At 68.4% G+C, this 14,645-nt stretch carries 12 protein-coding genes; 6 read left to right on the top strand and 6 right to left on the bottom strand.

Translation table 11 applies throughout. The annotated features are described in order from the left end of the window. Window positions 1-25: 25 nt before the first annotated feature. A complete protein-coding gene (locus GC106_RS25895) occupies window positions 26-2,098 on the bottom strand; it encodes an NACHT domain-containing protein (RefSeq protein WP_173135866.1) in 2,073 nt (690 codons plus the stop codon). Between the two features lie 14 nt (window positions 2,099-2,112). After that, the gene (locus GC106_RS25890; RefSeq protein WP_173135864.1) at window positions 2,113-2,901 is read right to left on the bottom strand and encodes a class I SAM-dependent methyltransferase; all 789 of its coding nucleotides are present in this window, start codon (window positions 2,899-2,901) and stop codon (window positions 2,113-2,115) included. A gap of 227 nt (window positions 2,902-3,128) precedes the next feature. Between GC106_RS25890 and GC106_RS25885 the strand changes: the two genes are divergently transcribed. Beyond that, on the top strand, window positions 3,129-3,992 hold the full coding sequence (locus GC106_RS25885; protein WP_173135862.1) for a peptidoglycan recognition protein family protein: 864 nt from the start codon (window positions 3,129-3,131) through the stop codon (window positions 3,990-3,992). A 177-nt stretch (window positions 3,993-4,169) separates the two neighbouring features. After that, window positions 4,170-5,693 carry a D-alanyl-D-alanine carboxypeptidase/D-alanyl-D-alanine endopeptidase gene (gene dacB, locus GC106_RS25880; RefSeq protein ID WP_173135860.1) on the top strand — a complete coding sequence of 508 codons (1,524 nt, stop codon included), beginning with the start codon at window positions 4,170-4,172 and terminating at the stop codon, window positions 5,691-5,693. On the opposite strand, the gene GC106_RS25875 is transcribed toward dacB, so the two are convergent. Continuing rightward, the gene (locus GC106_RS25875; RefSeq protein ID WP_173135858.1) at window positions 5,680-8,550 is read right to left on the bottom strand and encodes an AfsR/SARP family transcriptional regulator; all 2,871 of its coding nucleotides are present in this window, start codon (window positions 8,548-8,550) and stop codon (window positions 5,680-5,682) included. The two genes, dacB and GC106_RS25875, sit on opposite strands and share 14 nt — an antisense overlap. A gap of 39 nt (window positions 8,551-8,589) precedes the next feature. After that, window positions 8,590-9,963 (bottom strand): NADP-dependent succinic semialdehyde dehydrogenase, encoded by a 1,374-nt coding sequence (locus tag GC106_RS25870; RefSeq protein WP_173135856.1) that lies wholly within the window; start codon window positions 9,961-9,963, stop codon window positions 8,590-8,592. Window positions 9,964-9,998: 35 nt separating this feature from the next. Here GC106_RS25870 and GC106_RS25865 point away from each other — a divergent pair, with 35 nt between their 5' ends. From GC106_RS25865 to GC106_RS49435, 3 genes are all read left to right on the top strand, one after another. Further along, window positions 9,999-10,655 (top strand): DUF47 domain-containing protein, encoded by a 657-nt coding sequence (locus GC106_RS25865; RefSeq protein ID WP_246366703.1) that lies wholly within the window; start codon window positions 9,999-10,001, stop codon window positions 10,653-10,655. After that, a complete protein-coding gene (locus GC106_RS25860) occupies window positions 10,655-11,662 on the top strand; it encodes an inorganic phosphate transporter (protein ID WP_173135854.1) in 1,008 nt (335 codons plus the stop codon). Before GC106_RS25865 ends, GC106_RS25860 begins: the two co-directional genes overlap by 1 nt. Before the next feature lie 133 nt (window positions 11,663-11,795). After that, on the top strand, window positions 11,796-12,506 hold the full coding sequence (locus GC106_RS49435; RefSeq protein ID WP_173135852.1) for an AraC family transcriptional regulator: 711 nt from the start codon (window positions 11,796-11,798) through the stop codon (window positions 12,504-12,506). Here the strand turns inward: GC106_RS49435 and GC106_RS25850 are convergent. Continuing rightward, entirely contained in the window at window positions 12,410-13,333 is a 924-nt protein-coding gene (locus tag GC106_RS25850; protein ID WP_246366702.1) for an ArsR/SmtB family transcription factor, read from the bottom strand. The genes GC106_RS49435 and GC106_RS25850 overlap by 97 nt on opposite strands. Before the next feature lie 519 nt (window positions 13,334-13,852). Between GC106_RS25850 and GC106_RS25845 the strand changes: the two genes are divergently transcribed. Beyond that, window positions 13,853-14,215, top strand: a complete 363-nt coding sequence (locus GC106_RS25845) for a DUF1304 domain-containing protein (RefSeq protein WP_173135848.1) — start codon at window positions 13,853-13,855, stop codon at window positions 14,213-14,215. A gap of 27 nt (window positions 14,216-14,242) precedes the next feature. Here the strand turns inward: GC106_RS25845 and GC106_RS25840 are convergent, their stop codons facing one another. Further along, on the bottom strand, window positions 14,243-14,635 hold the full coding sequence (locus tag GC106_RS25840) for a cold-shock protein (protein ID WP_173135846.1): 393 nt from the start codon (window positions 14,633-14,635) through the stop codon (window positions 14,243-14,245). Between the last annotated feature and the right edge of the window lie 10 nt (window positions 14,636-14,645).

Below are 14,645 nucleotides of genomic sequence, written 5' to 3'. Positions count from 1 at the left end.
CCGGGGCGTGATCCACGCAACTCGATCAGAGCCCTGGCAGCCTCTCGTCGACCATGTCACGCATCTGGTGCTGGCTCGGCCACATGCCGGCGAAGTACTCCTGCAGGGACAGGTGGTGGAACATGTACGAGTCACCGACGCGGCGCAGGAACAAGCACTGGGTCGCGTAGTGCAGGAAGGGCCGGCCGGGCAAGGGGAACACCTTGGACAGATGCAACATCACCCGGATGACCACCTGTTCGGCGATCAGATACCCGCCGAGCCACAGGAACGTGTACACGCCCGCGCACACGGCCAACAACCCGCCATAGGTCACTCCCGCGGCCAGGTCTTCCGTCAGCCCCACGAGGATCGTCGGCACCAGTGCGGCAAGCACGGCGACTCCCAGCGCGATGACCAGACCTCGCCTCGCGATGGTACGTGCCCGTGAGGTGGGTAGCTCATGATGGGTGTCCCGCGACTGCAGATAGATCAGGCCCATGGTGAAGCCCTCACAGACCCAGCCGACGATCACCACGGCGACCGCCACGCTGAGCCCGTAGGCCGCAGTCGCCCATATGTCCAGTTCACGGCTCAACCCGAACAGAAGCCCGCTGCCCGCACCAGCCACAATGGCCGTTATCCCACGCATCTCGTGGTACGAGAACACGTCGTCGCTGGAGAACCTCCCGGACAGCAGATGAGACATCTCGCTGAGCTTCGAGGGGTCCCTGAACCAGAACGCGTCGATCTTGTCGATCAGTTCGAGCCCGGCGCCGAGGGCGAACGCGAGGGCCGCCGCGGCACCCAGCACGAGGCCCGGGAAACCCAGCGTCAGATAGCCGGCCCCGGCCAGCGGGGCACCGGCGAGCAGCAGGAGCGAACCGGCCGTACCGAGCGGGGCTCCCCTGAACGGCACGCTGAACTCGTTGAACTGGTCGAACGTGAACACGGTCTGGTCGTTTCCGCTGAGCTGTGCGGCGAGGTAGGCCATCCGCCGCGCGGTCCGCCGAGGCCGGAACCTGACGTGGGAACGACGGCGCAGCATGGTTCGCACGTATGTCGCCAGCATCCGTTCACGCTGTTCGGCCACCGTGCCGCCGGTCTGGATGCTGCCTTCCTTCACGCCGCCGTACGCCAGCACCATGATGCTCAGGTTCAACGGCGATTCGAGCAGCTCCCACAGCACGGGATCCTGGCTCAGCGCCAGCCGCACGGCCGCCAGCTGCGGGCCGGTCGTCTCCAGGAACTCCCGCACCTGGTCACGAGTCAGCGGCTGGATGGTGAGCGTGCCGTACGTCCGAAGCGGCCGCTTCATCCGCTCGTAGTCCTCACTGCGACACGTCACGACCAGCCGCGTGGTCCCACGGTCCGCCCGGAACTTGTTGATCGCCTCGACGCACGCGTCCTGGTGTTCGGCCGCGACCTCGTCCAGCCCGTCCAGCATCGGCATCACCTGGTCGGTCGCCAGCCACTGGACCACGTCCGCGCGGGGGATCTCATACTGCCCGGCCAGTTCGCGCACGATCCACTCGCCCAGCGGCTCACGGGTCAGTGCCCACGTCGACAAGGGCAGCACCACCGGGATCGGATGCCGGGCGTCGTCAGTCGCGCGTTGCAGGAGGTCGCGAACCAGCTCCAGCAGCATCGTGGTCTTGCCGGCACCGGGCGCGCCACGGATCAGCATGAGCTGGTCGAGTTCGTCGAAGACGGTGGTGACGCTCGTTCCCGGCGGAACGGCCCGTGCGGTACTTCCGGGTCGCGCCACCAGGGCCTGCCAGGGATGCGGCGCGTCGATCCTCAGCTGAAGCCCCAGTTCGATGCGGGCCTTCTGGTAGAGCGATCCGTCCAGAACGCCACGGATCCAGTAGCGCCGCACCCGGTCGATCAACAACTCCCGAGACCGGGGACTGGAGTGCAGGTGGTTCTGTTCGGGACGAACCCGCCTGATCTCCATCGTCACGAGCACGCCGAGCACCACCAGGAGCAGTGGCCACGCGATCCACAAGTACGGATTCCACGATTCAGGCAACGCACCCGTGGCGACATTCGTCACGACGCCGAGCAACCCCACGCAGACGACGCCGAGGACAACGGCCCGCGTCTGAGACCTCCCCATGACGGGTCATCGTCTCACGCCGGTGATCCGTCCGATGTCTTGCGCCCGACAGTCATGGTCCAGGTGTGGGTCAGCCAGAGCGCATCGGTGTCGTCGCGGAACGGACGCAGGCCGCTGGGCCGCCCGCCGCGCAACTCCTCGTCGAAGCGTGCCCGGATGACGTCGCGGACAACCGGTTCGGTGCGTGTGCGTTCCATCCAGTCTTCGACCTCAACAGGTTGATCGTGCGCCGTCACCGACGTGACCTCAGCGCCGGATCGGCCAAGCAGGTCGTGAATCTGTTGCGCCGTCAGGGTTGTCGCGTGGCTCGGGTCACGGAGGCGCTCAATCCGGTCGGCCTCGGCGGCAGCAGCCGGATCGTCCACCGCTGTCAGGTCGATCACGCCGATCCGCCCGCCCGGCCGGGTCACCCTGACCATTTCGCGCACGACCGCCCCGGGATCGGCGACCTGATGCAGGGCCAGCCGGCACACGGTGAGGTCGAACTGGCCGTCCAGCCACGGCAGCGCGACCGCGTCACCGGTCAGGAAGGCGATGTTGCGCAGCCCCGCGCCGACGGCCAGGCGTTGTCCCTGGTGCAGCATCTCGGGCGTGAGGTCGAGGGCGCTCACGTGGGCCACGTGCGGAGCCAGCGCGCGGCCCACGTGCGCGGCACCCGCGGCGACGTCGAGCACCATGTCCGTCGGTGACGGTTCGAGCCCGGTGACGATCCAGTCGAGCCCGGCCACCGCGAACCCGGTGTCGTCGAAGGTCGCGGCCTGGATCCGGAACTGAGCGCGGATCGCCTCGTTGTGGTCGGCCATGGGTGACAGTGTGCCCGCGCGCGGCCGACGATCCCCGCGCGGCACACGTCCCTGGCCGCGACTCCTCGTGAGTGTTTATCGGTGTTCTAACCCTGATAAACACTCACGAGGGGGCGTACGGCCAACTGGGGTAATCCGGTCAAGTGAACCGGCGGACCGGCCGATACGTGTTTTAGAGCAACGCCTGCCGCGGGTAACCGACTGGTCGACGATCAGCGAGGTGAAGCATGGCCAGAACACCGCGCATCATCCTTCGCGGAGAATGGGGCGCGGCACACGACAACGGCAGCGGCTCGGCCCCGCTGCCCGCGTCGGAGATGTGGCTGCACCACTCGGTCACGATCGCACCCGACGTGGTGGCGCCGTTCGACGACGACTACGCGGCGGTCCGCGCACTGGAGGCCGTCGGCGAGCAACGGTTCGGCAGAGGCATCTCCTACACATGGGCGATCACGCCATCCGGGCTGATCTTCGAAGGCCATTCCGTCGGCAGGCTCGGCGCGCACACCGGCGGCCGCAACTCGATCGCCCGGGCGATCTGTTTCATCGGCAACTACGACGTGCAGCGTCCCACCAACGCCCAGATCCAGGCTGCGGCATGGGTATTGCAGGAAGCCCAACGCCACGGCTGGATCAGGCACGCGCGGCTCAACGGCGGCCACCGGGACGTGAAGGCCACCAGCTGCCCGGGGCAGCACGCGTACGCCGCCATCGGACTGATCAACTCGCTGGCGGCGGGGCCACCGATCACCGCGATCACCGAGGAGGACGACTTGTCCTGGACCGAGAACCTCACGTTCACCGCCCCGGACGGCAAAGTCACCACGATCCAGGCCCGGGACTGGGTGATGTGGACCAACTACGCCGCCTGGATCGCCGCGAACAACACGGCCGTCACCAACGCCAAACTGGATTCGATGGCGGGGAGCCTGACGACCGACCAGGCCACGTTGCTGGCCGCCATCGGGAGGGACGCGACTCAGGTCGACCTGACCGACGAGCAGACCGAACTGTTGCTCAACGGGCTGTCCGAAGCCACGGCGCGCAAGCTCTACTCGACCTTAGCCGGCCGGTTCGCCCACGAGTCCTAGCCCTTCCCCAGCTCAGGGCTCGTGAGTGGTTATCGGGGTTAGAACACGGTTTTCCACTCACGAGTCCCGAGCAGGAAGGCCATCACGCCGGTTGCGGCTGTCGACCTGGCGTCCGACGACACCGTGAGTAAGGTGTGCGATCCAGCCCGGAATTGTTCCTCTTCGTTCGGAGTGTCGATGACCCGCAACAGGGTGCTCGTGGGGTGTGGCCTGGCGACAGCCGCAGTGCTGCTGGCCGGATTACCGGCGTCGGGCTCCGCGCAGGCGGACAGCAAGCTGGTGACGGACCTGAACGCACTCGTGCACGACCCCAGCCTGCGCGGCGCGACCGTGGGTCTCGTGGTACGCAAAGCCGACACGGGGCAGGTTCTGTTCAGCTCCAACGCCGAGGCCAGGCGCCAGCCGGCGTCGAACATGAAGCTGCTCACCTCCGCCGCGGCGCTTGACGTGCTCGGTCCTGATCACCGGTTCACCACGTCCGTGCTGGAGTCCGGCGGGGACCTCTACCTGAAGGGCACGGGCGACCCGACCGTGCTCGCGGCCGACTACGACGCCCTTGCCGCGAACGTCGCCGCCAGCGGCGTCCAGACCCTTCCGGGCAAGCTGATCGCCGACGACACCTGGTTCGACGCGACCCGCCTCGGCAAGGGCTGGGCGTGGGACGACGAGCCCTTCTACTACAGCGCCGAGACGTCCGCGCTGACTGTCTCCCCGGACACCGACTACGACGCCGGGAGCGTCATCGTGGCGGTCCAGCCCGGCTCGCCCGGCAAGGCCGCTGTGGTGTCGATGCAGCCCGACAACAAGTACGTCACCATCGAGAACGCCACGGTGACCAGTGCGCCGGGCACCGCCAACACCATCGCGGTCGAGCGCAAGCACGGTTCCGCCGTCGTACGGGTCAGCGGAAGCATCCCGCACCAGGCGTCACCGGTGCGGAAATGGACCAGTGTCAAGGAACCCACCGGCCTGGCGGCGGCGTTGTTCCGCGAAGCGCTGAAACGTCACGGAGTCCACGTCGCCGGGCCGACGCAGACCGGCGCCACACCCGCGGGCGCGCGGCTTGTCGCCGAGCACAAGTCGATGCCGTTGGCGGAGTTGCTGGTGCCGTTCATGAAGCTGAGCAACAACATGCACGCCGAGATCCTGATCAAGAGCATGGGACGCGCGGTGTCCGGCGCCGGGACCTGGCAGGCCGGGCTTACCGCGCTCGGGCAACGGCTGAGCGGCCTTGGCATCGACGCGAGCACCGCCTATCTGGCTGACGGGTCGGGGTTGTCCCGGTTCAACCAGATCTCGCCGGAACAAGTGGTCGCGCTGCTGCGCGCCGTGCGGACCAAGCCGTGGTTCACCACCTGGTACAACTCACTGCCGGTCGCCGGGATCTCGGACAGGCTCGTCGGCGGAACGCTGCGCAGCCGGATGGCGGGCACGGCAGCCGCGGGCAACGTGCACGCCAAAACCGGCACCCTGACCGGCGTCAGCGGACTGTCCGGCTACGTGACGTCCGCCGACGGGCAGCCACTCGTGTTCGCCATGCTGAGCAACAACTTCATCGGAACGGCCAAACCGGTCGAGGACGCCGTCGCGGTCCGGCTGGCCGAGTACCGTGCCGACGAGACAACAGCGGCACGCACAGCGCGACTCCCTGTCGCCGCCGTTCCCGCTGACGTCGAGTGCAGCTGGATCAAGGCCTGCTGACCTGCTGCTGATCGCCCGCCAAGGCGGCCAGCCGGGCCTGTAGCTCGGGCACGCTGTAGGGCACGCCGTGCTCCTCGGCCACTCTCAGCGCCTTCTGCCAGGCCTCCCTCGCGCCGTCCGGATCGTCCTGGGCGATCCGGATGTCGCCGAGCAGCACCAGGTCGTCCATCTGCATCGGCCGGTGGTTGCCCTTGCTGTGCAGGTCGATCGCCTGGTCCAGCCAGGTCGCGGCCTCGTCGAGCCGGCCGAGCTGGAGGTAGGCCTCGGCCAGCTTCGCGTACGCGTAGCCCTCGCCGACACGGTCGTTGATCCGGCGGTGTAAGGGAATCGCCGCGTTGAGCAGCTCGATGCCGCGCTCGCCCGCGCCCAGCTTCACCGCGCAGACGGCCATGCCTTCCAGGCAGTACGCGACGCCTTGCGGGTGGTCCATCCGCCGGTAGAGCGTCAGGGCACGCTCGAAGTGCTCGGTCGCGGCCCGGTAGTCCGGCTCGATGTCCAGGGCTCCCATGGAGAGCACCTCGCCGATGTTGCGTTCGACGTACGCGCTCTCCTCGTCGGCCAGGCCGGCCGCGGTGATCAACTCGAGGATGTTGCCCAGGTGGTGGAGCGCGGACTGCCCCTCGCCCAACATGTAGTAGGCGCCTGCCAGGCTGCGTTCGGCGAACAACTGACCGCGCTGGTCCCCCGCGGCACGGGTCGCTTCGAGCGCGGCTCGTGCCGTGCTCGCCCAGTCCCGCAGGTATCCCATGTAGTGCTGGAAGATCTGCAACGCCAAGGCCATCCGCCAGGCCGTCCCCGCGTCGCCGCGTTCGATCGCCTGACCGACCGACGTGCGTAACACCGCGTACTCCGCGCCCAACCACTGGCAGGCCGAGGCGTCGTCGAAGCCCTGCTCAGGTGTGACGCCCGGCGACAGCGGCTCAAGCGGCACGGGCCGGTGGGGCATCAGCGGGAGGCTGGCCGCGACCGCGGAGTGCACGTAGTAGTCGAAGACGCGGCGCACGGCCTGCTCGCGAACCTCAGCCGGGTCCAGTTCCCTGCTCAGTTCCATGGCGTACGCGCGAACCAGGTCGTGCATGAGGAACCGTCCTGGAACGTGCTCGGTCACCAAGCGGGTCCGGTTCAGTTCGGCCAGCGAGGCCTGCGCCTCCCGCAGCGGAACACCCAGCAGACTGGCGCAGGCGCGCACCGAGATGTCCGGTCCCCAATGCCAGGACAACAACCGGAACAGCAACGCCGCCTGCGGCCGTAAAGCCTCGTAGGACCACGAGAACACGGCACGCACTCCGCGTGCTTCGTCGTGGCTGAGCGCGTCCAGGTTGCTGTGTCCGGAGTGGAGCTCCTCGGCGATCGCGCTGAGCGGCAGGTCAGGGTAGGTCGCCGCCCGCGCGGCCACCATGGCCAGCGCCAGGGGCAGACCGCCGCAGACGTCCACGATCGTGTCGACCGCCGCGTCCGAACGTCCGCGCGCACCCAGCCGCAGGGCAAGGATCTCGCGTGCCTCCTCGACCGGCACGGGGTCCAAAGTGTACGGTCGGGCGCCTTCCATCGCGACGAGGCCGGTCATCCGGTTGCGGCTGGTCACGATGACCAGACAGCTCGGTGCCCCGGGCAGCAACGGCAGAACCTGTTCGCGGTCCCGCACGTTGTCCAGCACGACGAGCATTCGCTTGCCCGCCAAGCACGTCCGGAACAACGCCGACTGTGACGCGACGTCCGGCGGCACGCGGTCGCCCTGTATCCCCAGTGCGGTCAGGAATCCGACCAACGCGGTCGACGGCGAAACGGCGAGTCCGCTGGGGTCGAAGCCGCGCAGGTTCACGTAGAGCTGGCCGTCCGGGTACCGGTCGACGATCTCGTGCGCGAGGTGCACCGCGGTGGTCGTCTTGCCCGCGCCCGGCATGCCGTCGATCGCGACGATCGTCACCGGCGGGTCGCCGGATTCCAGCAGAGATCGCAGATAGTCCAGTTCGGCCCGTCTGCCGCCGAACGTGGAGAGGTCCATCGGCAACTGCGCGGGCCTCGTTCCCAACGCGTCACCGGGCTGCTCCACCTGCTGCCGTACCTGGGCGTACGCCGCCCGCAGTTCCTGGCCTGGATCGATGCCCAGCTCGTCGGCGAGGCGTTCGGTGGTGGCACGGTAGACCTGCAGCGCCTCCGTCTGGTTGCCGGACGCGGCCAGCGCGAGCATCAGCCGGGCCTGAATCCCTTCGTTGAGCGGGACCTGCGGGCTGACCCAGTGCAGGGCGCGAAGTGCTTCGGGCGCGCGGCCGACGCGGAACGCGGCGTCGGCCATGGCCGCGACCGCGGTTGTGAACTCGTTGTTGACCGAGGCGAACAGGGCCTCAGCCGCGGGCGTCAGCGCCAGGCCGTCCGCGCATTCGCCGCTCCACATCTCCAGTGCCTGGTAGTACGTCGGCAACGCCTCCGCGTCGCTCTGGGTCCTCGCCGTGGCCACCAGGTCGCGGAACGCGGCGATGTCCGTGCTGTCCTTGCCGGCCCGCAGCACGTATCCGGGCCCTTGCCGGACCAGCCATCGCCCGGCGGCCCGAGGCGGCAGATCCGGCTCCAGCACCCGGCGCAACGCCCCGACGTACCGGTGGATCAGGTTCTTCGCGCTGGCCGGCGCGGCGCTGTCCCACAGCACGTCGACCAGATCGTCGGCGCTGACCATGTCGCCGGGCCGGACCAGCAAAACCGCGAGGATCAGCCGTTGCCGGGGCGGGCCGAGATCCAGCTCCCGCCGGCCGCGCCAGACCCGCAGCGGACCGAGAACGCCGAACCGCACCGCTTCTTCGCTCATGGCGTGGTTCGTCGGGTCGTCGGCGTACGCATCCGCGTCATTGTGACCCGTCACACGGTGAGTGTCCACGTGCGTCGTGGCGGGACGACGTCGTCACCCGACCCAGATCGACTTGGCGTTGCAGAACTCCCGGATACCGAGATCGGCCAGCTCGCGCCCGTACCCGGAGTGCTTGATCCCGCCGAACGGCAGGTGCGGGTACGAGGTCGTCATGCCGTTCACGAAAACCTGCCCGGCCTGCAAATCCTCCACGAACCGGGCCTGCTCGGCCGGGTCGGTGGTCCACGCGTTCGAGCCCAGTCCGAAGTCCGTGTCGTTGGCCAGCCGGATCGCCTCGCCGATGTCCTCGGCCTCGTGGAGCTGGGCGACGGGGCCGAAGACCTCTTCGCGGTACATCCGCATCCGCGGCGTCACACCGGTGATCACGGTCGGCTCGTAGAACCAGCCGGGGCGATCCGGTTTCCTGCCACCGCACAGGATTTCGGCGCCCTGACCGACCGCGTCGGCGACCAGTTCCTCGACGTCCCGCCGTCCCTGTTCGGTCGCGAGCGGGCCGACGTCGGTCGCTTCGTCCGCGGGATCGCCGACGGTCAACGACGTCATTTTCTTTATGAACAATTCCCGGAACTCGGCCGCGACGGCCCGGTGGACGATGAACCGCTTGGCCGCGATGCAGCTCTGCCCGTTGCACTGGGTCCGTGACGTGGTCGCCACTTCGGCGGCCCGGTCGAGGTCAGCGGACGGCATCACGATGAACGGATCGCTGCCGCCCAGCTCCAGCACGGTCTTCTTGATCCGCCGGCCGGCCGCCTCGGCCACCGACCGGCCCGCGGGCTCGCTGCCGGTGAGCGTCACGGCCACCACCCGCGGGTCGGCGATGATGCCGTCGATGGCCTCGGACCCGACCAGCAGCGTCTGGAACGCGTCCGGCGGGAACCCGGCGTCGAGGAACACGTCCTGCAGCCGCAGCGCGGTCTTCGGCACGTTCGAAGCGTGTTTCACCAGGCAGACGTTGCCCGCCAGCAGCGCGGGCGCGGCGAACCGGATCACCTGCCAGAGCGGGAAGTTCCAGGGCATCACCGCCAGCACCGGGCCGAGCGGCTGCCACCGGACGTACGCCCTGGCGGCGCCGACGGCGTTCCCGTCCAGCGGTTGGTCGGCCAGGAAGCCCTCCGCCTTGCCGGCGTAGAACCGCAGCGCCTTGGCGCACTTGGCCACTTCGGCCCGGGCCTGTCTGACGGGTTTGCCCATCTCCAGGGTGATCACGTCGGCGATCGCCCGCGCCGAGCCGTCGAGCACGTCCGCGGCCGCCCGCGCCCAGCCCGCCCGCTCGGCGAACGTGGTCCGCCGGTACTCCTCGAAGGCCTCCGCCGCTCTGCCGATCCGCGCGGAGATCTCCTCGGCGTCGAATGCCCGGAACTCCTCGACCGTCTCACCGGTCGCCGGGTTGGTCGTCGCGATGGCCATACCGGCGGGTTACCCCTGAATGGCCGGGCGCACGCATGACCACCGGGCGGAACGGGTATCCGCCGGTACTGATGAAGATCTCCAGGAAACCGACGGGAAAGCGGTTCTTCGAACTGTTCGCCGACGCGGGCCGCAACATCGGCCACAGCGTCGAGATCCTGCGCGAGTTCGTCGCCGCGCCGGTCGACCGGCGCCCGGCGCTCGCGGCCCGGATGCACGAGGCCGAGCACGCGGGTGACGAGGCCACGCACGCGATCATCGACCACCTCGACCGGTCGTTCGTCACGCCGTTCGACCGCGAGGACATCTACCGGCTCGCCGGGCGGCTCGACGACGTGGTCGACGACATGGACGCCGCGGTCGACCTGGCCACCCTCTACAACGTCGGCGAGCTCCCGCAGGGCGTGCACGCCCAGGTCGACCTGCTGTGCCAGGCCGCCAGCCTGACGGCCGACGCGATGCCGCGCCTGGCCACACCGAACGACCTCACCCAGTACTGGGTCAAGGTGAACGAGCTGGAGAACGAGGCCGACCAGGTGTACCGGCGCCTGCTGTCCACCCTGTTCAACGGCGATCTCGACGCGCTCACGGTGATCAAGCTCAAGGAGATCATCGACATGCTCGAGTCCGCGGCCGACGCGTTCGAGCACGTCGCCGACGTGGTGCACACGATCGCGGTCAAGGAATCCTGATGCTGACCACCGGGCTGCTCGTGGTGATCGTGCTGGCTCTGGTGTTCGACTTCACCAACGGCTTCCATGACGCGGCCAACGCCATCGCACCGGCGGTGTCCACGCGTGCGCTCAGCCTGCGGGCCGCGTTGGCGCTCGCGGCCGTGATGAACCTGATCGGTGCCCTGCTCGGCACCGGGGTGGCGGTCACCGTGGCGGCCGGTGTCATCTCGACGCCGGGACCCGACGACGGACTACAGGTGGTCATCGCGGCCATGGTCGGCGCGATCGTGTGGAACGTGACCACCTGGTACTTCGGCCTGCCGTCCTCGTCGTCACACGCGCTGATCGGCGGGCTCGTCGGCGCGGCGCTGGCGTCGGCGACGAGTGTGCGCTGGGACGGCGTGCTCGAGAAGGTCGTCCTGCCGATGATCATCTCGCCGCTGGTCGGCTTCGGCCTCGGCTACCTGCTGATGACCACGATCATGTGGCTCTTCCGGAAGGCCAACGCGCACCGCGTCGGCCGGGCGATGCGGCGCGCCCAGATCGCGTCCGCGGCGAGCCTCGCCCTGGGCCACGGCCTGCAGGACGCCCAGAAGAGCATGGGCGTGATCGTGCTGGCCCTGGTGATCAGCGGCAACCAGACCGGCTACCACGTGCCGCTGTGGGTGATCCTGGTGTGCGCCGTCGCGCTGGCGGCGGGCACGTACTCCGGCGGCATGCGGATCATGCGCACGCTCGGCCGCCGGATCTTCCACCTCACTCCCCCGCACGGCTTCGCGGCGGAGCTGTCCGCGTCGAGCGTGCTCTACCTGACCGCGTTCGTCTTCCACGCGCCGATCTCCACGACGCACGTGATCACGTCCGCCGTGCTCGGCGTCGGCGCCACCCACCGCCGCTCGGCGGTCCGGTGGGCCGTCGCCGGCGACATCGTCAAGGGCTGGGTGCTGACCTTCCCCGGTTCGGCGGGCATCGCGGCCGCGGCGTACCTGCTCGCCGGGCTGGCGACCGGGCACTTCGGCGGCTGAAACCGAGCTGTTGCCGAACTGAAGACGCTGTTGGCCAGTATCGGCGGACGAGATCAACGAGGAACAGTGTCAACCGACGGCGGGATGTTTCACCTGTGGCTGTTCCTCGAAGTCGCGGGGGGAGACCACACCTGTGTCCAAGACTGGGGAAGAGCCGGACGACGTCGCCGTGCGCGTGTCGGTGACCAGCGAATCCGGATCAGGACGGACGGTCGAGCTGCACGTCAGCCGAGCCGCCGTCGCCGAGGCCGTCGGCAGGCGTGGCCGCACGCGCGCTCCACGAGCCCGCCGCTCCGTCGGCCAGGCGTGGCTGGCGACCGCGTTCGCCCTCAGGGAAGGCGACGCGGCCGGCCTGTTCCAGCGATCCGCGCTGGCGGCCGCGCACTTCGAGCAGGTCCTTATCCACGGATTGCTGGACAGCCAACCGGAGGCGCTGGTGGACAAGGCGGACGCCTTACCCGACACCGTCCGGCGCGCGGTCGGCTTCTGCGCCGACCACGCCGGCGATCCCATCACCACGACGGACATCGCACACGCCGCACGGACCAGCGTGCGCTCGTTGCAACGGATGTTCCGTACATACCTCGGCATGAGCCCGCTCGAGTACCTGCAACGCGTCCGGCTCAGACGAGCACACCACGATCTACAGGCCATCGCCGCCGGCCACGCCGAAGGCACTGTCGCCGACGTCGCGACCCGGTGGGGGTTCGCGCACTTCGGCCGGTTCGCCGCGCAGTACCGCCGGACCTACGGGCACTCGCCGGTCCAGACCTTGCGGGCCGCGCCCAGCAACACAGCGCCACGCGACGACAGCTTGTGCACCGCGGCGCCGTTGTGCCGGTGAGTCACCACAAGACCGGCGTCTCGCAGCACCGTGACGTGCTGCGAGGCACCCGACAGGGAGATTCCCGTCGTCTTGGCCAGGGTGGACGTGTTCAGCAACGGCGTGTCCGCGATGGCCTTGAGCACGGTCGCCCTGGTGCGGCCCATCAACGCGGTCAACGATTCCGGTCGTGGCGATGCCACACTGTGGTCGCCACCACCGGTCGTCATCCAGTCCAGCGTCCGGTCGACCGGGTACACCAGGACGGGTGTCCGCGCCGGATCGGCCGTTTTGATCGGCTTCTGCCAGCAGAAGAACGACGGAACCAGCACCAGGCCGCGTCCCTTGAGGTCCAGGTCCTGATCGACCGGGTAGTCGACCTCCAGCACCGGTGGCCGCCACCGCATCCCCGGGTGCAGGGTGCCGAGCACAGTCTCGAAGCCGCGGTCGGTCGCCAGATCCGCACGCCGGTCACGATCCGCACGGATGTGTGTCCTGATACTCGCCCAGTACGGTCGTAACGCGATCGAGTGATACACCCTGATCGCCGCCACGATGTCCTTCAGCACCCCGAGATCACCGTCCGCCAGCGACGAAGTCCACTGCGGCACAGGCGATTGCGCGGCGAGCTTGAGGATGTCCGTGCGAAGCTCGTGCGGCGGAGTGGCGAGCATGAGGTCCAATCCGTGCTCGATATCCGCGCTGTCACAGTCAGGTGTGAGGAAATCCGGTGAGTAACCGCTCGGCCGCGCGAGTGCTGTCAGCAGGCTCACCGACGGCCGCAACTGCCGCCGCACCTGCCTGCGCCAGCCGTCGAACTCCACGGCGCCCTGCCGGGTCTGCAGCATGTGCAGACTGAGTAGCACCTCCCATAACGGATCTGGTTCGGTCCTGATGCGAACACGCATCAAATCCGCCGCAGTGAAATGAATGCGCAGCACATCGTCCCCCGGTGTAGCACAGCCAGTCGTGCACACCGATGCTGTCATGTCGCGGTCGGAGCGGATATCCGTTCAGCGCCAACCTCAAGAGCGACAACTCGACGTGATCCCCGCCGAAAGCCCTGATAAGCCTCGTGAGTGTTTATCCGGGTTAGAACACCGATAAACACTCACGAGGGTTGACGTGAGTGGACAGTCGCGGATGGACACAAACGTTGACCGCGAGTGCCTCCCGCAGCGCGGTTCCACCTCTGCCGGATGCCCCGGCACGTGCGCAATCCAGCTTGCCGTTTCGTCACACTGATTATAACGGTGGTCGTAGTCACGAACGAAGTCGCGGCGACCCGGCAAGACGCCGTTCGACCAGGTAAGATGCGCGCGAATCGGAGGCGTTCTCCGTTAGCCGGGATGTGGGAGGAAGCTCCGATGCAGGTGGCCGCGAACATCGTGATCGGCGTCGTCGCCGCGATCCACGCCTACATCCTGGTGCTCGAGATGTTCCTGTGGACGACGCCACGCGGCCGGAAGGCCTTCGGCCTGACACCGGAGTTCGCCAGACAGACCGCCGTGCTCGGCGCGAACCAGGGCCTGTACAACGGTTTCCTGGCCGCCGGTCTGGTGTGGGCGCTGATCGCCGGCGGCACGGCCGGCTACCAGTTCGCCGTGTTCTTCCTGATCTGCGTCATGATCGCGGGCCTCTACGGCGCGGCCACCGCGAGCAAGCGGATCCTGTTCGTGCAAACGGTTCCGGCCACCATCGGCCTGGTTCTCGTGCTGCTCGCCCACTGACTCACGCCGCTGTCCACTCCGCGACGGTCAGCTCTCCAGCCAGCCGTGGGCGTGCGCGAGCTTGGCGATGCGCTGTCGCACCTGGACGATCTGGGCCGCGGTGAGGGTGGGGGCCGCCTCCAGCAACGCCTCGGTCAGCTCCTGCATCAGTTCGCGGGGTGACAGCACGTCGCACAGCACCTCGTCGTCCTGCGTGGCCGCCGTTCTGGCCTGACCGCGGTCGAGGATCTTCACCGACGAGGCCTTCAGGCCCCGGTCCCCCTCGACGACGTCGAACTCCACCGCGGTCCCCGGCGTGAACAGGAACTTCTCGTCACGCAGGTCGTTCGCATGCATGAACACGTCCTCGCCACCGTCATCCGGGGCGATGAAGCCATATCCACGAACATCATCGAACCGCAACACTTTGCCAGAGATCACCGCACACCTC

Origin of the sequence: Kibdelosporangium persicum (assembly GCF_013280595.1) — a bacterium.
In the GTDB taxonomy this organism is placed as follows: Bacteria; Actinomycetota; Actinomycetes; order Mycobacteriales; family Pseudonocardiaceae; genus Kibdelosporangium; species Kibdelosporangium persicum.
Note: the sequence above shows the minus strand (reverse complement) of the source record. Positions and strands in the feature narration are given on the sequence as shown.